The 19805-nt window shown below is 73.1% G+C and carries 18 protein-coding genes; 12 read left to right on the forward strand and 6 right to left on the reverse strand.

Annotated features, from left to right (window positions below):
- The first annotated feature begins 30 nt into the window (after window positions 1-30).
- Window positions 31-372, forward strand: a complete 342-nt coding sequence (locus ACFYX3_RS34065; RefSeq protein ID WP_382660604.1) for an antibiotic biosynthesis monooxygenase family protein — start codon at window positions 31-33, stop codon at window positions 370-372.
- A 120-nt stretch (window positions 373-492) separates the two neighbouring features.
- Here ACFYX3_RS34065 and ACFYX3_RS34070 read toward each other — a convergent pair whose 3' ends face one another.
- Window positions 493-1731: an IS701 family transposase gene (locus ACFYX3_RS34070; RefSeq protein WP_389021911.1), complete on the reverse strand. Its 1239-nt coding sequence runs from the start codon at window positions 1729-1731 to the stop codon at window positions 493-495.
- A 65-nt stretch (window positions 1732-1796) separates the two neighbouring features.
- The gene (locus ACFYX3_RS34075; RefSeq protein ID WP_376583265.1) at window positions 1797-2534 is read right to left on the reverse strand and encodes an SDR family NAD(P)-dependent oxidoreductase; all 738 of its coding nucleotides are present in this window, start codon (window positions 2532-2534) and stop codon (window positions 1797-1799) included.
- Between the two features lie 174 nt (window positions 2535-2708).
- Here ACFYX3_RS34075 and ACFYX3_RS34080 point away from each other — a divergent pair, with 174 nt between their 5' ends.
- Together ACFYX3_RS34080 and ACFYX3_RS34085 are read left to right on the forward strand one after the other, a co-directional pair.
- The gene (locus ACFYX3_RS34080) at window positions 2709-3884 is read left to right on the forward strand and encodes a nucleotide disphospho-sugar-binding domain-containing protein (RefSeq protein ID WP_389021915.1); all 1176 of its coding nucleotides are present in this window, start codon (window positions 2709-2711) and stop codon (window positions 3882-3884) included.
- Between the two features lie 25 nt (window positions 3885-3909).
- Window positions 3910-4767 (forward strand): LLM class flavin-dependent oxidoreductase, encoded by an 858-nt coding sequence (locus tag ACFYX3_RS34085; RefSeq protein WP_116157700.1) that lies wholly within the window; start codon window positions 3910-3912, stop codon window positions 4765-4767.
- A gap of 57 nt (window positions 4768-4824) precedes the next feature.
- On the opposite strand, the gene ACFYX3_RS34090 is transcribed toward ACFYX3_RS34085, so the two are convergent.
- Window positions 4825-6432, reverse strand: a complete 1608-nt coding sequence (locus tag ACFYX3_RS34090) for an FAD-dependent monooxygenase (RefSeq protein WP_389021920.1) — start codon at window positions 6430-6432, stop codon at window positions 4825-4827.
- Between the two features lie 238 nt (window positions 6433-6670).
- On the opposite strand from ACFYX3_RS34090, the gene ACFYX3_RS34095 reads away from it, so the two are divergent.
- Window positions 6671-7687, forward strand: coding sequence for a methyltransferase (locus ACFYX3_RS34095; protein WP_389021923.1), 1017 nt, complete (start codon window positions 6671-6673; stop codon window positions 7685-7687).
- Between the two features lie 75 nt (window positions 7688-7762).
- Here the strand turns inward: ACFYX3_RS34095 and ACFYX3_RS34100 are convergent, their stop codons facing one another.
- From ACFYX3_RS34100 to ACFYX3_RS34110, 3 genes are read right to left on the reverse strand one after another with little or no spacing between them, the layout of a single operon-like run.
- On the reverse strand, window positions 7763-8773 hold the full coding sequence (locus tag ACFYX3_RS34100) for a methyltransferase (protein ID WP_389021926.1): 1011 nt from the start codon (window positions 8771-8773) through the stop codon (window positions 7763-7765).
- A complete protein-coding gene (locus ACFYX3_RS34105) occupies window positions 8770-10260 on the reverse strand; it encodes an MFS transporter (RefSeq protein WP_389021929.1) in 1491 nt (496 codons plus the stop codon). The genes ACFYX3_RS34100 and ACFYX3_RS34105 overlap by 4 nt, the downstream gene beginning before the upstream one ends.
- Window positions 10261-10300: 40 nt before the next feature.
- Window positions 10301-11329, reverse strand: a complete 1029-nt coding sequence (locus ACFYX3_RS34110) for a methyltransferase (protein WP_389021932.1) — start codon at window positions 11327-11329, stop codon at window positions 10301-10303.
- A 188-nt stretch (window positions 11330-11517) separates the two neighbouring features.
- On the opposite strand from ACFYX3_RS34110, the gene ACFYX3_RS34115 reads away from it, so the two are divergent.
- The 8 genes from ACFYX3_RS34115 to ACFYX3_RS34150 all read left to right on the forward strand — a co-directional run bounded on the left by ACFYX3_RS34115 (window position 11518) and on the right by ACFYX3_RS34150 (window position 19706).
- A complete protein-coding gene (locus tag ACFYX3_RS34115) occupies window positions 11518-12717 on the forward strand; it encodes a cytochrome P450 (protein ID WP_389021936.1) in 1200 nt (399 codons plus the stop codon).
- 5 nt (window positions 12718-12722) lie between these two features.
- Window positions 12723-12953 carry a ferredoxin gene (locus ACFYX3_RS34120; RefSeq protein ID WP_389022006.1) on the forward strand — a complete coding sequence of 77 codons (231 nt, stop codon included), beginning with the start codon at window positions 12723-12725 and terminating at the stop codon, window positions 12951-12953.
- Window positions 12950-14347, forward strand: a complete 1398-nt coding sequence (locus ACFYX3_RS34125) for an FAD-dependent oxidoreductase (RefSeq protein ID WP_389021939.1) — start codon at window positions 12950-12952, stop codon at window positions 14345-14347. Before ACFYX3_RS34120 ends, ACFYX3_RS34125 begins: the two co-directional genes overlap by 4 nt.
- Window positions 14348-14382: 35 nt before the next feature.
- Window positions 14383-15240 (forward strand): LLM class flavin-dependent oxidoreductase, encoded by an 858-nt coding sequence (locus ACFYX3_RS34130; protein ID WP_389021942.1) that lies wholly within the window; start codon window positions 14383-14385, stop codon window positions 15238-15240.
- Between the two features lie 8 nt (window positions 15241-15248).
- Window positions 15249-16451 (forward strand): FAD-dependent monooxygenase, encoded by a 1203-nt coding sequence (locus tag ACFYX3_RS34135; RefSeq protein WP_389021945.1) that lies wholly within the window; start codon window positions 15249-15251, stop codon window positions 16449-16451.
- Window positions 16452-16470: 19 nt separating this feature from the next.
- Window positions 16471-17322: an NAD(P)H-binding protein gene (locus ACFYX3_RS34140; protein WP_389021949.1), complete on the forward strand. Its 852-nt coding sequence runs from the start codon at window positions 16471-16473 to the stop codon at window positions 17320-17322.
- 103 nt (window positions 17323-17425) lie between these two features.
- A complete protein-coding gene (locus ACFYX3_RS34145; protein ID WP_389021952.1) occupies window positions 17426-18112 on the forward strand; it encodes a TenA family protein in 687 nt (228 codons plus the stop codon).
- A gap of 1 nt (window position 18113) precedes the next feature.
- Window positions 18114-19706, forward strand: coding sequence for an FAD-dependent oxidoreductase (locus ACFYX3_RS34150; RefSeq protein ID WP_389021955.1), 1593 nt, complete (start codon window positions 18114-18116; stop codon window positions 19704-19706).
- Window positions 19707-19805: the final 99 nt, after the last annotated feature.

Raw genomic sequence — 19805 nt, forward strand, 5'->3', positions numbered from 1 at the left:
ACGAGCCGGAAGAACGAGGGGAGCACGGAGATGGCCGAGTACGCGCGGGGGCCGGTGCGAGTGGTCCTGCGGATGGAGATCGCCCCGGGCCGGGAGGCCGAGTTCGAGGCGGTCTGGCTGGAGATCGGCACGATCATCGCCCGACAGCCGGCCAACCGGGGCCAGGTCCTGGTCCGCGACGAGGACCAGGACCGGCCCGTCTACCACGTGTTCACGGACTGGGCCGACGAGGCGAGCTTCCGTGCCTTCGAGCTGAGCGCGGAGCACGTGGAGCACCGACGCCGGCTGGCCCCCCTGCGCACGGGCGGCGCCATGACCGTCAACCGGATCGTCCACGACCTCCGCCCCGCGCCCGCGTCCTCCCACCCCTAGTAGTGCTTCGTTAGGTTCTGAGTCTGTTTCTGTTGCGGGGCAGGGGTCGGCCGCAGGTGGTGCAGGTGCCGGTCCAGCACTGCAGCAGGTCCTGGAGGGTGTCGAGGGCCTGGTAGAGGGTCAGGCCGGCGTGTGGGCTTTTGGGTCGAGCCGCCGCAGGGTGAGGAAGGCCTGGGCGGCGGTGACGAGGGTGACGTGGTGGTGCCAGCCGCGCCAGGTCCGGCCTTCGAAATGGTCCAGGCCCAGGCCGTGTTTGAGCTCGCGGTAGTCGTGCTCGATCCGCCACCGCATCTTCGCCCACTTGACGAGGTCCTCGGCCGGTGTGGTGGCGGGCAGGTTCGATATCCAGTAGCCCGTCGGGGTGTCCTGGCCGTGTGGCCACTCGACCAGAAGGGTGCGGGCGGGCAGGACACCGTCCCATCGGTTGCGGCCGCCGCCCGCCTGCTGGGCCGCGGCCAGGGACTGCTTGCCCGCCGGCCGGACCCTCAGGACGGTGAACCGTGAGGTCATCGCGCCTTTGCTGCCCTGTCGCCAGGTGACCTCGGAGAACTGTTCCGTGCCGGTTTCCTCCGCGAGGCCACTGACGGCTCGGGGCGGGGTGCGGTAGCGGGGCAGGGTCGGCGGTCCGAGCCCGCCATAGACGGGCCGGTGCGGCCGGGCCTGTTCGGCATGGGCGACTTCTTTGCCGGTCAGCGCGAGGACATAGGACAGTCCGCGTTCCTCCAGGCCCATCCGGAACGGGGTGCTGACGCCGTAGCCCGCGTCGGCGACCACCACCGGCGCCTCCAGCTCCCAGCCGGCGAGCGCGTCGAGCAGACCGAGCGCCAGACGCCACTTCTCCTGATGGGCAACGGCTTCTTCCGGCACCCCTGCCCTGCGGCAGCGGTCCGGCTCCTGTGCCCATTCCTGCGGCAGGTACAACTGCCAGTCCAGCGGGCACGAGGCCGTGTCGGTGGCGGCATGGACACTCACCGCGACCTGGCAGTTCGCCCGTTTCCCCAGCGCTCCGCAGTACTGCCGGGCCACCCCCACCGACCGGGTCCCGCACTTGGGGAACGACACGTCGTCGATCACCCACACCTCAGGCCGGATCGCCTCGCTCAGCCGTTCGGCGATCCGCCGCCGCACCGGCAGCGGATCCCACGGCGACTGGTTCACGAACTGCTGCAGGGCCTGCATGTTCCCGTCCGGCAGCCGCTCGGCCATCGGCTGGACCGACTTGCGCCGGCCGTCCAGCATCAGGCCCCGCAGATAACACCCGCCCCACCGCCGCTGATCCCGCCGCGGAAGCGAGGCGAACACATCGGCAACGAACTCCGCCGCCTCACCCCGGAGCCGTTCCACCTCCCCCAGCCTCATAGGGCAAAGATGCCCACCACCAGGCGAGATCACCCGACGTAACGAAGCACTACTAGGGCCTGCCTCTAGACCCCGCCGTCCACGTTCAGCGTCACCCCGCTGATGTACGCGGAGGTGTCGCCCGCCAGGAACAGCACCGCGCCGGCCACGTCCTCGGGGCGGCAGATCCGGCCGAGGGCGGTCATGCCGACGATGCGGGTGACCGCCTCCGGCGGCAGCCCGGCGCCCGGCTCGGTCTCGGTCAGGCCGGGCGCCACGGTGTTGACGCGAATGCCGCGCGGCCCCAGCTCCTTGCAGAGTGCCCGGGTCAGACCGATCAGCGCGGCCTTCGACGCCGTGTAGTGCACCCCGCGGACACGGCCGCGCAGCGCCACCGACGAGCCCACGTTGACCACGGACGCACCGTCGGCCAGCAGGGGCAGCGCCGCCTGCGTGACCAGGTACGCCGAGGTGACGTTGGCGTCCATCACCCGGTGCCACTCGTCCTCGGGCAGTTCCCCGAACCAGACCTGCCCGTCCACGCCGACGTTGTTCACCAGCGCGTCCAGGCCGCCCAGCGACTCCCGCGCCCGCTCGGCCAGCTCCGCCGCCCCCGGCCCGGTGGTCACGTCGGCCCGGACCACCAGATGCCCGTCGCCGGTCTCCTTCAGTTCGCGCACCAGCGAGTCGGCGTCCGCGCCGGCCGTCCGCGAGCACACCACCACGCGCGCGCCCGCACGGGCGAACGCGAGTGCCGTCGTCCTCCCGATGCCCCGCGTCCCGCCGGTGACGAGTACGCGCTTGCCCGCGAGTCCCTGTTCCATCCGAGTCCCCTTCCGCTGCCGTCATGCCCGGGCCGTGCAGGGCCGGGCACACCCTCCCGCGCCGTTCTCGCGAACTCCTGGACGGCAGCTCGAGCAGGCCGCGATCCATCCGAGAGCCCGATGGGGGACCTTCCGGACCGTCAGCTGAACCTCCGAAGAGGGTGGGGCGGATCGATGCGGGTACTGTTCACGACCTGGGCGTGGCCCTCGCACCTGTACGGGCTGGTCCCGATGGCCTGGGCCTGCCGGGCGGCCGGGCACGAGGTGCTGGTCGCCGGCCAGCCCGGGATCTATGACGAGATCGTCCGGACCGGGCTGCCCGCGGCGACGGTCGGGCACGACGTGGACGCGGTGGGGCTGGTCCGCGGCTATGTGCTGCCGTCGCGGACCCTGGCCGCGCCGGCCGCTCCGGCCGGACCCGAGGGGCGCGGCCCGCGCGCCCTGCGGATGTTCCACGCCCACGCGGACTCCATGGCCGACGGCCTCACTGCGCTGGCCCGCGACTGGCGGGCCGACCTGGTGGTGTACGAACCCACCGCCCTCGCCGGTCCGATCGCCGCCGCCGCCACCGGAGTCCCGGCCGTACGGCTGCTCTACGGCACCGACCTGATGCTGCGCGCGCGGCCCCTGCTGCCCGACGTGCTGGCGCCGCTCGCCGCACGCAACGGCGTACACGCCTTCGACCCGTTCGGCGACCTCACCGTCGACCCGTGCCCCGACGAGTTCCAGCTCCCGACGGACCAGCGGCGGCTCTCCATGCGCTACGTGCCGTTCAACGGGCCCGGAGCCGGCACCCCGATCGCACCGCCCCCGCCCGGCCGGCGCCGAGTGGTGGTGACCTGGGGCCACACCATGGCCCGGCTGTCCCCGGCGCACTTCTTCGCCCCCGAGGCGGCCCTGGCCGCCCACGGCCCCGACACCGACGTGGTGCTGGCCGTCTCCGCCGACCAGCTCCCGCTCCTCGGCGACCTCCCGGCCGACGTCACCGTCACCGTGGACACCCCGCTGCGGCAGCTGCTCGCCGACGCCGACCTGGTCGTCGCGCACGGTGGCGCCGGCACCGTACTGACGAGCCTCCAGGCCGGCGTACCCCTCCTGCTCGTCCCCCAGCTCCCCGACCACGCCGGACACTCGGCGCGCGTACTGGCCACCGGCACCGGCGAGGTGCTCAGCCGCGACGAGGCCGACCACGGCCGGCTGCGCGGCCAGATCCGGCGCCTGCTCGAATCCGACCGGGAGCGCTCCGCGGCCCGGCGCCTCGCCGAACGCAACCTGGAGCGGCCCGCCCCCGCCGACCTGGTCGCCGCGTTGGAGCGGCTCACCGACACGCGGGCGGCAGCCGTCCGCTGAGCGCACACCAGAAGGAGAGAGAGCCTTGGAGATCGGACTGGGTCTGCCCACCACCGTCCCCGACATCGACGGCCGGACGCTGCCGCAGTGGGCCCGCCGTGCGGAGGAGTGCGGCTTCGCCAGCCTCGGCGTTCTGGACCGGCTGGTGTACGCCAACTTCGAGCCGTTGATCTCGCTCGCGGCGGCGGCGGCCGTCACCGAGCGGATCAGACTGCTGACCACCATCCTGATCGCGGCCTACCGGGGCGACACCGCGTTGCTCGCCAAGCAGGCCGCCACCATCGACGCCCTCTCCGGCGGCCGGCTGGTGCTCGGGGTCGCCGCCGGCGGCCGGGAGGACGACTACGCCGCCACCGGCACCGGCTACCGTGACCGCGGGGCACGCCTGGACGCCGCGCTCACCGAACTGCGGGAGATCTGGGCGGGCCGCGGCAAGGTCCCCGGCATCGGCCCCGCCCCGGTCCGCCCGGAGGGCGTACCGCTGCTGGTCGGCGGTCACTCGCCGCGCGCGATGCTGCGCTCGGCGCGGTTCGGCACCGGCTGGATCGCGGGCGGCAACTCCGTCACCGCGTACGCCGAACTGGTCCGCCAGGCGCGGCAGACCTGGATCGACGAGGGCCGCACCGAGCGCCCGCGGATGGTGGCCATCCTCTACGCCCACCTCGGCCCGGACGCCGCCCGCGTCGCCGGTGACTACCTGCGCTCCTACTACTCGTTCGTCGGCCCGAAGGCCGAGCGGACGGCCGCCGGCGTCCTCACCGATCCGCGCCGCGTCCGCGACGCCGCCCAGGCGTACGCCGAGGCGGGCTGCGACGAGCTGATCCTGCTGCCTTGCACGGCGGACCTCGCACAGGTGCGGCTGCTGGCCGACGCGGCACTCTGACCGCGACCGCCGAAGGGCCCGCTCCGGAAGATCCGGAGCGGGCCCTTCGCGGTGCGGTCAGCGGAGTCCGGCCGACCTGCTCAGCACGTCCGCGAGCACCTGCTCGGCGTCCGCGCCGCCAGGGCCGGTGGCACGCCAGGCGACGAAGGCGTCCGGGCGGACCAGCACCGCACCGCCGGCGCCGACCCCGTACGCCTCGGCCCAGTCGCGGTCCTTCGGCCGCAGCTCGCTCTCCGGGCCGACGCGGTGCACCCGCAGCGGCACGCCGAGCCGCTCGGCCGCCGCGACGGCCGCCTCGGCCCAGGGGGACCCGGCGTCGTCGGTGAGCAGGACGTACGCGTCCCAGAACAGGTCGATCGTGGAGACGATCCCACCGTCGCGCTCGATCCAGACATGCGGGGCGCGGGTGCCGGGCTCTCCGGTGAGCTGCAGCTTCGGAGTGAGCACCGGGCCGGTGGCGTCGCTGACGATCGACGGCGACGTGTACCGGTAGCCGAGCGTGATGATGATGTCGTCCACCATGTCCGCGCGGTCCTGCTCGGTGGCGTGGCCGTGCCGGATGCGGTTGCGGACCATCGCCTGCGCGGCCATCGCCGAACCGACCGCGTGCCGCTCGTCGTGGTAGCTGTCGAGCAGCGGTTCGCCCGCCCAGCCCTTGAGCACGGCCGCCAGCTTCCAGGCCAGGTTGTGGGCGTCGTGGATGCCCGTGTTGGCGCCGAAGCCGCCCGCGGGCGGGTGCAGGTGGGCGGCGTCGCCGGCCAGGAAGACCCGCTGGGTGCGGAACCGCTCGGCGACCAGCTGGGCGCCCTGCCACGGCACCTTGTCGACGATCTCCACGGCCAGGTCCGCCTTGCCCGCCGCGGTCCGGACGATCTCGACGCAGCGCTCGTCGGTGAAGTCCTCCGGCTTCTCGCCGCGCTCGGGGTGGTAGATCGGTGCGGCCAGGTACGGGTCGCGGCCGTGCAGCCGGGACAGCCCCATCAGCGTGCCGTCGACATTCGCGTAGCAGAGGATGAACCTGCGGCCCTTGAGCACGGTCTCCAGCTCGGGCGCCTTGAAGTAGATGCTGAGTGCGTTGAACACCGTGCCGCGTCCTTCGCGGTCCACCCCGAGGTGTCCGCGGACGCTGCTGTTCGCGCCGTCCGCGCCCACCAGGTAGTCGGCGCGGATGGTGAAGCGCCGGCCGGTGGCCTTCTCCTCGGCGACGGCGGTCACCCCGTCCGCGTCCTGGGTGAACTCCACGAGCCGGGTGGCGAACCGGACGTCGGCGCCGTACTCCCGGGCCTTCTCCACCAGTACCTTCTCGTACCGGTCCTGGCCGCAGCCCATCACCCGCTCCGGGCTGACGGTCGGGCCGTCCAGCGACGGCGACTCGAGCACCACGGCGTCGTCGATCCCGGAGAAGGTGTCGACCTGGATGATGCCGCCCTCGAAGTAGGGGTGCGAGTCGCCCATCTCCAGCGCCCTGATGTCGGCGGAGACGCCGGCCGCCCGGAACAGTTCCAGGGTGCGCGCCTGGAGACCCGGGGCGCGGGGCAGCAGCGACGTGCCGTCGCGCTTCTCCAGCACCATCGTGCGGATCCCGTGCCGCCCGCTGAACAGGGCGGTGGAGAGACCGACCGGCCCCGCTCCCACGATCAGCACAGGGATGTTCACGTCATACATGCGTGTCCCCTCATGAACAGACGAACAGTGCCGGGTTGATCCGCCGCACTGCGACCGGGGAAAGAGTTACCGGCGGCGCCTCGAGGATTCCTGGCCTCGCGGTCGGGCGCCCTCGGGCCGGCGGCCGGCGCTCCGGGTCTCCAGGGAGGTTCGAGGGGCGCTCCACGCCTGGCTGACAGCCTCTCAGGCCGACAGGTGCGGCGCCTGGCAGGCAGGCGTCCAGGAAGGAGTCCTCACCATGACGACCAAGGCCCCGGACGTCGGCACTGCCGCCGGGATCCTGCGCCTCGGCAACGCGTTCTGCGATGCCAAGGCCCTGCTGACCGCCGTCGAGCTCGACCTGTTCACCCACTTGCACAACGCCCCGGGCGGGTCGGCCGGCGAGGCCGAGATCAGGCAGGCGCTCGGGCTGCACGGACGCGGCCTGCGCGACTTCCTCGACCTGCTGGTGGCGCTGCGGATCCTGGAGCGCCAGGACGGCCGCTACCGCAACGCCCCCGGCGCCGAACGGCACCTGGTGCGCGGCGCCGGCGAGTACGTCGGCGGCTTCCTGCTGCGCTCCAGCCGCAACCTCTACCCGGCGTGGGGCCGCCTGGAGGAGGCCCTGCGCACCGGGAAGCAGCAGTCGGGCAGCCACTACGACGAGGTGACGCAGAACCCCGCGATCCTGCGCCAGTTCATCGGCAGCATGGACGCCTTCACCAACGTCCTCGGCGCCCAGCTGATCGAGGCGTACGACTGGTCCGGTCACGCCTCGGTGCTCGATGTCGGCGGTGCCCGGGGCAACCTCGCCTCGCAGATCGTCCGGGCCCGGCCGCACCTCGCCGGGCACGTCTTCGACCTGCCCGAGATGGAGCCCTTCGCCAAGGAGCTGATCGCGGACCTCGGCCTCGGCGGCAGGCTGGAGTTCCACGGCGGCAGCTTCTTCACCGATCCGCTGCCCTCGGCCGATGTGGTGATCCTCGGGCACGTCCTGCACGACTGGGACCCCGGGCAGCGGAGCATGCTGATCCACAAGGCGTTCGACGCGGTCAACCCCGGGGGCACCCTGCTGGTCTACGACCGGATGCTGGACGACGAGCCCGAGCATGCCGAGAACCTGGTGATCAGCCTCGACATGCTGCTCGTCACCGACGGCGGCTCGGAGTACCCGGCCGCGGAGATCGTCGGTTACGCCGAGCACGCCGGCTTCGCCCGTACCGAGGTCGCTCCGCTCGGCGACTACGACACCCTGGTGGTCTGCCACAAGGCCTGACGGGTGACAGGAGCGGCACGAGCGCGGCAGCGCCCCCGGAAGGGCTTCCGGGGGCGCTGCCGCGCTCGTGGGCGGTCAGGGCTTGCGGGCGACGACCAGGGTGTCGAACGCGTCGAGCGGCCGGTGGGTGATCCCGGTGAACCCGGCGTCGCGGGCCTCGGCGGTCAGCTCCGCGACGGTGTACTCCGCGCCGCCGTCGGTGACGAGCAGCATGTTCAGGCTGGCGACCAGGTTCTCGGTGTCGTCCTGCCGTTCGCCGAGCATCCGGTCGTAGATCAGGACCGCCCCGCCGGGGCTGACCGCGTCGAAGGCCTTGCCCAGCAGGTGGCGGCGCTGCGCGGGGTCCCAGTCGTGCAGGATGTGGCCGAGGACCAGGACGTCGGCAGGGGGCAGCGGGTCGCGGAAGAAGTCGCCGGGGTGGAACACCGCCTGTCCGGTGCGGCCCAGTTCGGCCATGTGCTCGTGGAAGAACGGCTCCAGCTGCGGCAGGTCGAAGACGTGTCCTTCCAGCCCGGGCCGTGCGGTGAGGAGCTGGCCGAGCAGTCCGCCCCGGCAGCCGCCGACATCGAGCACCGAGCGGTGGCCGGAGAAGTCGTAGGCCTCGGTGAGCCGGGCGCCCAGGCCCTGGGTGAGCCCGTCCATCATCCGTACGAAGGCGCCGGTCGCCTCGGCGTCGTCGAGCATGCCCGTGTAGTCGGTGTACGCCTGCGGCTCGCCGGTGCGCAGGGCCTCCGCCAGTCGCCCGTACACCGGGTACAGGTTGAGGTCCGAGCCGCGCAGGAAGCCTCCGACGGCGCCGGGCCGGCCGGAGACCAGGAAGCGGGTGGCGCCCTCGGCGTTGCGGTAGCGGCGCCCCTCGTCGCGGCGCAGCAGGCCCAGCGCGGTGAGCAGGTCCAGGAAGTCGGTCAGGCCCCGCCCGTGCAGCCCGAGCCGTACGCGCAGCTCCTCGGCGTCGGCCGGGCCCTCGTCGAGGACGGTGAACAGGTCCAGCCGGACCGCGGTGAGCAGCGCCTTCGCGTCGCAGAACCGATTGCCGAGCCGGAGGATGCCGGCCGCCGTGCCGGTGTCCCAAGCGGTTGCTGTCATGCCGGGTCTCCTTCGTGTGGGCGAGCCTGTGGCCCGGAATCTTCCGGCGCCGGATGACGAGCGGCGCGAGCGGGGAGCAGGAACACCAGCAGGAAGGCCGCCGCGAGCAGCCCCGTCTCGTACCAGAGCACCTGGGAGAAGGAGACGGAGAAGCCGCGGTGGCCGGCGAGCAGGCCGAAGAACAGCACGCCCAGTACGGCGACACCGGCCGCCGAGCCCAGCTGGTTGACGGTGTTGAGGACGCCGGACGCCGCGCCGGCGTCCCGGTCGGGCACCCCGGACAGCACCAGCTGGACCAGGGGAGAGGCCACCAGGCCCATGCCGAGGCCCGTGACCAGCAGCCACGGCGCGAGCTGCCAGGTGCCGACGGACGAGCCGAGGTGCCGGACCGTCAGCAGGAGCGCGACCGTGCCGGCCGTCATCACGGCGATGCCGGCGGCCAGCACCACCCGGCCGAAGCGCCGGGCGGCCAGTGGGGAGACCGAGGACGTGGTCATGGCGCCGAGCGCGTAGGGCATCACCGCCAGGCCGGCGTCGAACGGCGAGAAGCCCAGGCCGTTCTGCAGGTAGTAGGTGAACGGGAAGAAGAACCCGGCCACCGCGGCGAAGAACACCGTGAGCAGCGCCAGTCCCACGGTGAAGGTCCGCCGTTCGAACAGCGCGGGCGGCACCAGCGCGAAGCCGTCCCGTCGTTCCTTGGCCCGCTCGTGGAGCGTGAACCCCACGGCGAGCGGGACCGAGCCCGCCATCAGCACGAACGACCAGGCGGGCCAGCCCAGTTCACGGCCCTGCACCAGCGGGAACAGCACCGCGAGCAGGGCCGCGGTCACCAGCAGCACCCCCATGAGGTCCAGCCGCCTGGCCACAGGAGCCCGCGAGTCGCGGACGCAGCCGGCGACGCCTGCCAGCGCGACGAGTCCCACCGGCAGGTTGATCAGGAAGATCGGCCGCCATGAAAGACCGAACAGGTCGGCGTTGATCAGCAGGCCGCCGAGCATCGGGCCGAGCGCCGAGGACAGCCCGGACAGGGCGCCGAACAGCCCGAAGACCCGGGCGCGTTCGTGGTCCGGGAACGACACCTGGAAGGTCGACATCCCCTGGGTGACCACGAGCGCGCCGCCGAAGCCCTGGAACGCCCGGCAGGCGATCAGGACGCCCGCGTCCGGCGCGGCGCCGCAGCCCAGCGACGCCACGACGAACACCACGATCCCCGTCAGCAACACGCGCTTGCGCCCCAGGAGGTCGCCGATCCGACCCGCCGTCACCAGGCTGAGCGCGAACGTGAGGGTGTACGCCTCCACCACCCACTGCAAGGTGGCCCCGTCGGCGTGCAGCTGCCGCTGGAGGCCGGGGAGGGCCACCACCACGATGGAGGTGTCGATCAGGTCCAGCGCCATCGCGACCAGGACGAAGACCGCGGCCCGCCACCGGGCCGGGTCGAGGCCGCTCGGATCGGCCAGGGTCACGGAGTCGGATGAAGTCGTCATGCGGTTCTCTCGGTGGGGGCTTGCAGGGGCGCGGGGGAGGTCAGGACGAGGCCGGCGCGGCCTCCAGCGCGTGGTACTGGTAGGGGCACGGCAGCGGGGTGGTCGCGGTGAGCTCCAGACCGGCCGCCGCGAACACCCGGCGGTACTCCTCCAGCGTCCGCTCCCGGCCGGTGGTCATCACCAGCATCTCGATGTCCGAGATGGCGGCGCCCAGCGCGTCGGCCGGATCCGCGTCCGCGCCGTTCTCGGGCAGCACGGAACTGAACACCACCACGCGGCCGTCGGCGGGCAGCACCTCGCGGATGTTGCCGAGGATGCGCACGCTCTCCTCGTCGTTCCAGTCGTGCAGGATGTTCTTCAACAGGTACAGGTCACCGCCCGCGGGCACCGAGTCGAAGAACGAACCCTCGGTGATGCCGCAGCGCTCCGACAGCCCGGCCTCCGCGAGCACGCCCACGGTCTCCGCCAGTCCGTTGTCGGTGTCGAAGACGGTGCCGCGCAGCTCCGGGTTGGCCCCCAGCACGGCCGAGAGCAGGGTGCCGCGGCCGCCGCCCACGTCCACCACGTGGCGGAACCGGGTGAAGTCGAAGTGCCGCACGATCGCCGGGGACTGCACGTCGCTGCCGCCGGTCATCGCGGCGTGGAAGGTCGCGGCCAGCTCGCCGTCCTTCTCGAAGTAGTCGAACAGCGGGGCGCCGTTGGCGATCTCGAACGCGGAGCGCCCGGTGCGCACCGACTCCTCCAGCACCTCCCAGGCCCGCCACACCGGCGCCGCCGCGTGCATGTCGGACAGCGGCCCGAAGTGCTCGGCGACCGGGGTCGCCCGGTATCCGTCGGCGTCCAGCGAGAGCACCCCCGCCCGGACGGCCGCGTACAGCAGCCGACGCAGACTGCGCGGGTGGGCGCCGGTGGTCTCGATCAGCTCCTCGGCGGTGCGCGGGCCGTCCTGCACCGCGGCGAGGACGCCGAGGCTGCTCACGGTCGCACCGATCTGGTGGAGGGCGAATCCGAAGGCCAGCGGCAGGTACTCCGCCGCGGTCGCCGGCTGCGTCGGGATCTGACTGCTCATTGCTCTCCCTCTGGGTTCCGTACGGAGGTGTACCGGGGGGAATCTCGCAGCGCCCGATGGAGTCTCGCTCGACCTGCGCTGGGCCGTACCGCGTCCGCGGCGTTCGACCGTGCTTCGAGCGGGTCCCCAGGACGGATGCGCACGCTGGCCCGGTCCGAGCAGTGCGCACAGGAGAGGGCGGTTCAGACATGAGCGGCGATCGGTGCCCCGTCGGGTATCCCCTTCCATGGGCCCCCGCCCCCGACATACCGGAAGGCTGGACGACGCTGCGCGAGCGGCCGCTCCTTGAGATCACGCTGCCCAGCGGCGAACCCGCGCTGCTGGTCACCCGGTACAAGGACGTACGGCGGCTGTTCGCCGACGAGCGGCTCAGCCGCAACACCTTCGGCCGGGCCTCCCGCGTCTCCGCCAGCAACGACCTGTTCGGCGATCCCCGGATCGACAACGACCCGCCCCGCTATCTGACCGAACGCGCCGTCGTCATGCGGGCCTTCAGCGCGCGCCGGATCGAGGCGCTGCGCGTGGTGGTCAAGGAGATCGTCGGGCAGCTCCTCGACGAGATGGCCGCGGGGCCGCAGCCGGTCGACCTGATGGAGGCGTTCGCCTACCCGCTGCCGATCCTGGTGATCTGCCACATGCTGGGCGTGCCGCCGCAGGACCGGGCCAGGTTCCGCCGTCTGATCGACGGCTTCCTGTCCGTCTCCCGGCTGCCCGAGGACGAGGTCGAGGAGTGCCGGCGGCAGTACTGGGACTACCTGACCGAGCTGATCGACGCCAAGCGCGAGCGGCCGGGCGACGACCTGATCAGCGAGCTGATCGAGATCAGCCGCGAGGACCCCACGAAGCTGACCGACTATCAGCTCCAGCACTGGGTGAAGACCCTGCTGATCGCCGGCTACGTCACCACCGCCTCCCAGCTCGGCACCGGCATGGCCGTGCTGCTGCACCGGCCCGAGGTGGCCGCCGAGCTGAAGGCGGACCTGTCGCTGGTGCCCTCGGCCGTCGAGGAGCTGCTGCGCTACCAGATCATGGGTACCTCGCTGGGCACGCTGCGCTACGCCGTCGAGGACATCGAGCTGCTCGACGGCACCACGGTCATCCCCAAGGGCTCCACGGTGCTGCTCTCCCAGGAGGCCAACATGGACGCCGACGAGTTCGAGAACCCGCTCGATCTGGACATCCGCCGCACGGAGAACCACCACCTGACCTTCGGCGCGGGCATCCACTTCTGCGCCGGCGCCGCGCTGGCCCGGATGGAACTCCAGGAGGCCACCGAGGGCCTGCTGCGCCGCCTGCCCGGCCTGCGGCTCGCGGTGTCCGGCGAGGAGCTGAAGCGTCCGGAGGGCGGCTTCCTGGCCGGTTACGCCGAGATCCCCGTGAGCTGGTGACGGCGATGGGCTCCCTGCGCGTCTCCGCCGACCGGGAGACCTGCGTGACCAGCAGCCTGTGCGTCTACCGGCTGCCGCAGGTGTTCGACCAGGACGAGGAGGGCCGCGTCGTGGTCCTGGACGGGCGGCCCCCGGACACCCTGCGCGACGAACTGCGACGCGCCTGGCGAGGCTGCCCGACCCGCTCCATCCAGGTCGAGGGCCTCACTTCCGAGGAGGGCGACACCACTCCATGACCAGCGAACCGCTGCACGCCGAGTCCGCCGCCGGCGAGGCACCGGCCCCGGCTCCCTTCCGCGTCATCGTCATCGGCGCCGGCACCGGCGGCATGGCGCTGGCGCACGGGTTGCGGCGGGCCGGGATGGACGTCGTCGTCTACGAGCGGGACCGGACCCGAAGCGCCGGACTGCACGGGTACCGCGTCGGGATCGGGCCCGACGGGAGCGCGGCCCTCAAGCAGGTGCTGCCCCCCGAGCTGCACGAGACGTTCAAGGCCACCTGCGCCCGGCCGCCACGCCACTTCGTCATGCTCACCGAGCGGCTGCGCACCAGCATCGACCTGCCGTTGCGCCCCGCCGTGGACGAGGAGAGCGGCGAACGCTCGGTCAGCCGGATGACGCTGCGTCAGGTGCTGTTCACCGGCATGGAGGACGTCATCCGGTTCGGCCGGACGTTCACCCATTACGAGCAGCGCCCCGACGGCAGGGTCACCGCGTACTTCGCGGAGGGCGGCGAGGACACCGGCGACCTGCTGGTGGCGGCGGACGGCGTCGGCTCCCGCGTACGCAGGCAGTATCTGCCGCACGCCCGGGTCGAGGACGCCGGCATCATCTCCATCGCCGCGAAGCTCCCGCTCACTCCGGAGTCACGCGCCCTGCTCCCGCAGGCCGTCGCCGACGGCATCGGCCTGGTCCTCGCCCCCCGGGGGTACAGCTGCATCCTGCACACCATGGAGTTCCCGTGGGACGGGGACGGCCGGCCCAAGAACGGTATCGGCGGCGACGACGCCGACCTGGTCCGGCAGTGGCCCGGCCTGCTCTTCGACAACACCCGCGACTACGTCAACTGGGGCTTCTGGGCGTCCACCGACAAGTTCCCGCCGGACGTGCTCAAGCGAGACGGCCGCCAACTGATCGAACTCGTACGGGAGATGACCGCCGACTGGCACCCGAACCTGCGTGAGCTGTTCCGGCTCGCGGACCCGAGCACCTGCTTCCCCATCAACATCCGCACCTCTGTGCCCGTGCCCCAGTGGCCCACCGGCAACATCACCCTCATCGGTGACGCCATCCACACCATGACGCCCGGCCAGGGCGTCGGCGCCAACACCGCGCTGCGCGACGCCGCCCTCCTGACCCGCAGGCTCACCGCCTTCCGGGACGGCCGCAGCAGCCTGCACGACGCCGTCCGCGCCTACGAGACCAGGATGATCGACTACGGCTTCGAGGCCGTCCTCGCCTCCCGGGCCCAAACCGGCGGCGACCAGCCGATCCACCGGCCGTACCTCGGCCGGCTCGCCCTCGCGGCCCTGCGCGCCCAGCTCCACGTCGCGTCCCGGATCCCGTCCGTGAAGCGGCGGATGGCCGACGCCATGCACACCCGTCGCGGCGGCGACCGCGACGAGGACTGACCGACCCACGTACCGTCACCCGAGGAGGAACCACCGTGGACATCGGCGTTTGCCTGCCGATCGGCGTGCCCGGCGCCCAGGGCAGCCGGTTGATCGAGTTCGCCCGCCGGGCCGACAGCCTCGGCTTCAGCAGCCTGACCGTCACCGACCGGGTGGTGTACGACAGTTACGACAGCATCGTCGCCCTGTCCGCCGCCGCCGCGGTCACCACCCGGATCAAGCTGGTCACGGCCGTCCTGCTGCCCGCTTACCGGCCCAGCGCCGTCGAGCTGGGCAAGCAGCTCGCCAGCCTCGACCGGATCTCCGACGGCCGCCTGGTCGTCGGAGTCTCCGCCGGCCTGCGCGAGGACGACTACGCCGCCACCGGCACCGACTTCCACACGCGCGGCCGCCGCCTGGACACCACGATCGAGGAGATGCGGCAGATCTGGGCCGGGGAGGGACCCCACGCCGGCGTCGGACCCCGCCCCGCCCGCGGCGACATCCCGCTCTGGGGCGGCGGCCACTCCCCGGCCGGCCTGCGCCGCGCCGCCCGCCACACCATCGGCTGGATCTCGCCCGGCGGCCCGCCCCAGCGGTACGCCGAGCAGGTCGAGGGCTTCCGCAAGCTCTGGGCGGAGGAGGGCCGCGAGGGCGCCCCCCGGATGGGCGCCAACTGCTACGCCGCGCTCGGCCCGAACGGCGCGGAAGACGCCCGCGCGCACCTGCTCTCGTACTACGGCTACATGGGACAGCTCGCCGAGCACCTGGCGAAGGGCGCCATCACCGAGGGCGAGACGCTCCGCGCGGTCGCCGACGGCTACGCCGCGGCCGGCTGCGACGAGCTGTTCCTGCTGTCGGTCACGGCCGACCCCGGCCACCTGGACCTGCTCGCCGAAGCGGTCCTGCGCTGATGGCGCGGATGCCCGCCACCGGGCGCAGCGCCGTCGTGGTGGGCGGCGGGATCGGCGGCCTGGCCGCCGCCGTCGGCCTGCACCGGACCGGGTGGCGCGTGACCGTTCTCGAACGCGCCCCCGAACCGCGCGAGACCGGTGCGGGCATCTCGCTGCTCACCAACGCCCAGCGCGCGCTCGACCTGCTCGGCGTCGGCGACGGCGTACGACGGCGCGCTGCGTCCATGGCACCCGGCGGCGAAGGTCTGCGCCTCGCTTCCGGCCGCCGCCTGCAGCCACCCGCCGACCCGGCGTTCCTCCGCGCACACGGCCTCTCCCTGATCGTGCTGACCCGCCCGGAGCTGCACGCCGTGCTCCGCGAGGCCCTGCCGGACCGCGCCCTGCGCACCGGTGCCGAGGTCACCCGCGTCGTCGACCTCCCCGACGGCGCGGAGGTCGTCCACCGTACGGCCGTCGGCGAGCGGACCGTGTGCGCCGACCTGGTCGTCGCCGCCGACGGCGCGTTCAGCCGGATCCGGCGCGCGCGGTGGCCACGGGTTCCACCGCCCGTGTACAGCGGCCACAGCGTCTGGCGCGGCATCGCCGAGGGCGTCGACGGCGCGGCCGAGCCCGGCGGCAGCACCTGGGGCCGCGGCCTGGAGTTCGGCCGCATGCCGCTCGGCGGCGACCGCGTCTACTGGTTCGCCGTCGCCAACACCCCGGAGGGGCTGCGTCTCGCCGACGAACACGCGGAAGTGCGACGCCGGTTCGGCCACTGGCACCACCCGGTGCCCGAGCTGATCGCCGCCACCCCGGCGGGCCGCGTCCTGCGCCACGACGTCTACGAGCTGGCCCGGCCGCTGCCCTCGTACGTCTCGGGACGGGTCGCGATGCTGGGCGACGCCGCCCATGCCATGACCTCCGACCTCGGCCAGGGCGCCTGTCAGGCCCTGGAGGACGCGGCCGTCCTGTGCGCGGCGCTCGCCGCAGAGCCCGACGTCCCGACGGCCCTCGCCCACTACGACGAGCAGCGCCGGCCGCGTTCCCAGGGCATCGTCGAAGCCTCCCGCCGCATGGGCGAGTTCAAGCTCACCGAACACCGCTGGCGCATCCTGCGCCGTAACGCCCGCCTCCGCCGCACCCCGCCCACGGCAAGCCAGCAGGGCCTGGCCGCGGTCGGCGACTGGCACCCCCCGGCCCTCGACCCGACCCCCCTGAGGGAAGCGACGTGACCCAGAGAGAGGAACCGACGTGTTTGTCGTGATCGGTGCCGGCGGTACCGTCGGGCGCGAGGTGGTCGCCGGGCTGCGAAGCGGCGGCTGGGCGGTCCGGGCGTTCGTACGGGACGCGGGCCGGGTCCGGTTCGGGCCCGGTGTCGAGGTGGCCGTCGGGGATCTGGGACGGCCGGAGACCGTGCGGGCCGCGCTGGACGGGGCCGAGGGGGTCTTCGTGCTGTCCGCCGGGCCGGACGCCGCCGCGCAGGAGGCGGTGGTCGCCGAGGAGGTGCGCCGGTGCCGGGTCGGCCGGGTCGTGAAGGTCTCCTCGGTCGCCGCGGACGGGCCCGCCCTCGGCTCGTACGGCCGCGCCCACGCGGAGGCCGAGCAGGCGTTCGCCCGTACCGGTGCCGAGTTCACCGCGCTGCGCCCCGCCGCCTTCATGTCGAACGTGCTGCAGTGGCGGGCCTCGATCGCCGCCGAGGGGACCGTGTACCAGACGTACGGGCACATTCCGCGTGCCGTGGTCGACCCGGCGGACGTCGCCGCAGCGGCCGTCGTCTGTCTGACCACCGCCGGGCACGGTGGCCGGGTCCACCGGCTCACCGGACCCGAGGCGCTGACCTCGCCCCAGCAGGCCGCCCGCGTCGCCAGGCTCCTCGGCCGCCCGCTGACGTACGTCGAGGCGCCCCGTGAGGCGGCGGCCGAGGCGATGGCGGCGGGCGGCCTGCCGGCCGGGTTCGCCGCCGGCCTGCTCGACGCCCAGGCCGACCCCGACCCGCGCAGGGGCGGCCTCCCGCTGCCCACCGTACGGAGCCTGACCGGGCGGGAACCGAACGGCTTCGACTCCTGGCTGTCGCGCCACGGGCACCTGTTCGAGACGGGCTGACGCTCCGGCGGGACTCGAGCCGTACTCGATCGACGTGGTCGAGTTTCGAGGGGATCCACACCTGGTAGAACTCGCCCGACGGGGCAGGAGGGGGACGAGGCGCATGACGTTGCGTCAGAGGTTATGGGCGCGTGCCGAGCCGCTGCTCGCGCAGGTGCACACACACCCCTTCTGGACGGGCCTGTGCGACGGCACCCTGCCGCCCGAGGTCCTCCGGCACTTCGCCGAACAGGACTTCCGCTTCACCGTCCCCGCCTACGCTCGCGCCCTGGCCCGTACGGCCGCCGTCGCGCAGCGCCCCGAGCAGGGAGCGCTCCTGGCGGGCGCGGCCGGCGCGACGTTCGAGTCGCTCGACCGGATGGCGCGCGAACTCGACGTGCTGGCCGACCGGTTCGACACTCCGGAACCGGCCGACGGCATCAGTCCGACGACGCTCGCCCACACCTCCTTCCTCACCGCGGTCTCGACCGCCTCCTTCGCCGAGGCGATCGGCGGCCTGCTGCCGATGACCTGGTTCCACCAGCAGGTCTGCGTCGAGCTGCGGCGGCGCCTGGTGCCCGGCACGCGCTACACGGACTGGATCGCCCAGTACTGCCCGGGAGACGGTTTCGACGGCTACGTCGAGGCCTACCTCGCGCTCGTCGACGACTTCGCCGCGACCGCGTCCGAGGCCGAACTCGCTCTCCTGGAGGACGGTTTCCTGCACGGAGCGCTGTACGAACTCGCCTTCTGCGAGGCGGCCTGGCGGCTGCAGAGCTGGGCCGAAACCACATCGGAAAGGAATGCATGAAGTGACCCCGTACGACGAGACCGTGCCCGTACTGATCGTCGGCGGCGGCTATGCCGGGCTGGCGACCTCGCTCTTCCTCTCGCACCAGGGAGTGAGGTCGCTGCTCGTGGACCGGCACGCCGGTGTGGCGGTCCAGGGACGTGCCCGCGGCATCAACCCCCGTACGATGGAGATCTACCGGCCGCTCGGCCTGGAAGCGGAGATCAAGGAGGCCGGCCGCCCCTTCGACGCCGACTCGGGCGTCGTCCGCTGCGCGAACCTCAGCTCCGACTGGCACTGGATCATGGCGCAGGACTCTCCGCGTGCCCTGCCCGAGTTCACCGCCGGCGAGTTCGGCATGGCCGACCAGAGCACCGTGGAACCGGTCCTGGCCGAGAGCGCCCGCGCCCGTGGCGCCGAGATCCGGCACAACACCCGGTGCGTGTCGGTGGAGCAGGACGCGGACGGCGTCACGGCGGTGATCGAGGACCGCGGCACGGGCGAGCGCCGCACCGTGCGGGCCGGGTACCTGGTCGCCTGCGACGGCTACCGGGGCACCATCCGCGACGGCCTCGGCATCGCGCGCACCGGCCGCGGCACGATCCGCTCCTACGTCTCCTTCGTCGTCAAGGCCGACCTGTCGGACCTGATCGAGAAGACGGCGCTGTTCTGGATCATCGGCGGCGACGGCGTCGCCGGCGGATTCGTCACCCACGCCCTGCCGGACCACTGGGGCGTCGCGCTCACCTACGACCCCGCCGAGGAGTCTCCGGAGGACTACACCCTGGAGCGGTGCGCCGCCGCGGCCCAGGCCCTGATCGGCCGGGACGTTCCGGTCGAGGTCATCGACAAGGCCTCCTGGGAGGAGGCGGTCGGGGTCGCCGACCGCTACCGCGCCGGCCGCGTCTTCCTCGTCGGCGACGCCGCGCACGTCTGGCCGCCGGCGGGCGCGCTGGGCGCCAACTCGGCGGTGCAGGACGCCCACAACCTGGCCTGGAAGCTCGCCGCGGTGGTCAAGGGGCAGGCCGGCGACGGCTTGCTGGACAGCTACGAGGACGAGCGGCGCGCCGTCGCCGTGGAGCTGGCCGACCTCACCGTGCGCAGCCAGGAGTCGCGCTTCGGGCCCACCCCGCAGGAGGACCCGCTGGAGCCGACGCTGTGCATCCTGGCCCAGCGGTACCGCTCCTCGGCGATGATCGGCGCGGAGCACACCGGTGTCATCGGCGAACAGGTCGACCAGTACGCCAGGCCCGGCACCCGCGCACCGCACCTGTGGCTCGACCACGACGGCCGCCGCATCGGCGCGCACGACCTGTTCCACGACGCGTTCGTCCTCCTCACCGGTCCCTCCGGCGACGAGTGGAAGAGCGCGGCGGCGGAGGCCTCGGCGCGCGCCTCGGTGCCCGTGCGTGCCTACCGGGTCGGCCCGGCCGCCTCGGGCGCCGAGCTGACCGACGTCGAGTCCGAGTGGGCGACCCGTTACCGCCTCGGCCGGGGCGGTGCGGTCCTGGTCCGCCCCGACGGCTACGTCGCCTGGCGCGGCGAGGAGCTTCCCGCCGACCCGGCGGCGGCGCTCACCGACGCGCTCCGCCAGGTCCTCTCCGTCACCGCCTGAACACCACGAGGGCGCCGGTCCCACGCGGGACCGGCGCCCTCGGCGTTCCCCGCCGGCCTCAGGGCCTGTCTTTCGGATCTTGCCGGGCTCGCGGGGCCT

This window comes from Streptomyces sp. NPDC002463 (assembly GCF_042889835.1).
Classification (GTDB): domain Bacteria; phylum Actinomycetota; class Actinomycetes; order Streptomycetales; family Streptomycetaceae; genus Streptomyces; species Streptomyces nymphaeiformis.

Bases quoted from the DNA above. Each gene is read 5' to 3' on its own strand.
- ACFYX3_RS34110 (WP_389021932.1), bottom strand. From the start codon at position 11,329: ATGAGCAGTCAGATCCCGACGCAGCCGGCGACCGCGGCGGAGTACCTG.
- ACFYX3_RS34115 (WP_389021936.1), top strand. From the start codon at position 11,518: ATGAGCGGCGATCGGTGCCCCGTCGGGTATCCCCTTCCATGGGCCCCC.
- ACFYX3_RS34125 (WP_389021939.1), top strand. From the start codon at position 12,950: ATGACCAGCGAACCGCTGCACGCCGAGTCCGCCGCCGGCGAGGCACCG.
- ACFYX3_RS34080 (WP_389021915.1), top strand. From the start codon at position 2,709: ATGCGGGTACTGTTCACGACCTGGGCGTGGCCCTCGCACCTGTACGGG.
- ACFYX3_RS34105 (WP_389021929.1), bottom strand. From the start codon at position 10,260: ATGACGACTTCATCCGACTCCGTGACCCTGGCCGATCCGAGCGGCCTC.
- ACFYX3_RS34065 (WP_382660604.1), top strand. From the start codon at position 31: ATGGCCGAGTACGCGCGGGGGCCGGTGCGAGTGGTCCTGCGGATGGAG.
- ACFYX3_RS34095 (WP_389021923.1), top strand. From the start codon at position 6,671: ATGACGACCAAGGCCCCGGACGTCGGCACTGCCGCCGGGATCCTGCGC.
- ACFYX3_RS34100 (WP_389021926.1), bottom strand. From the start codon at position 8,773: ATGACAGCAACCGCTTGGGACACCGGCACGGCGGCCGGCATCCTCCGG.
- ACFYX3_RS34145 (WP_389021952.1), top strand. From the start codon at position 17,426: ATGACGTTGCGTCAGAGGTTATGGGCGCGTGCCGAGCCGCTGCTCGCG.
- ACFYX3_RS34070 (WP_389021911.1), bottom strand. From the start codon at position 1,731: ATGAGGCTGGGGGAGGTGGAACGGCTCCGGGGTGAGGCGGCGGAGTTC.
- ACFYX3_RS34090 (WP_389021920.1), bottom strand. From the start codon at position 6,432: ATGTATGACGTGAACATCCCTGTGCTGATCGTGGGAGCGGGGCCGGTC.
- ACFYX3_RS34075 (WP_376583265.1), bottom strand. From the start codon at position 2,534: ATGGAACAGGGACTCGCGGGCAAGCGCGTACTCGTCACCGGCGGGACG.
- ACFYX3_RS34135 (WP_389021945.1), top strand. From the start codon at position 15,249: ATGCCCGCCACCGGGCGCAGCGCCGTCGTGGTGGGCGGCGGGATCGGC.
- ACFYX3_RS34120 (WP_389022006.1), top strand. From the start codon at position 12,723: ATGGGCTCCCTGCGCGTCTCCGCCGACCGGGAGACCTGCGTGACCAGC.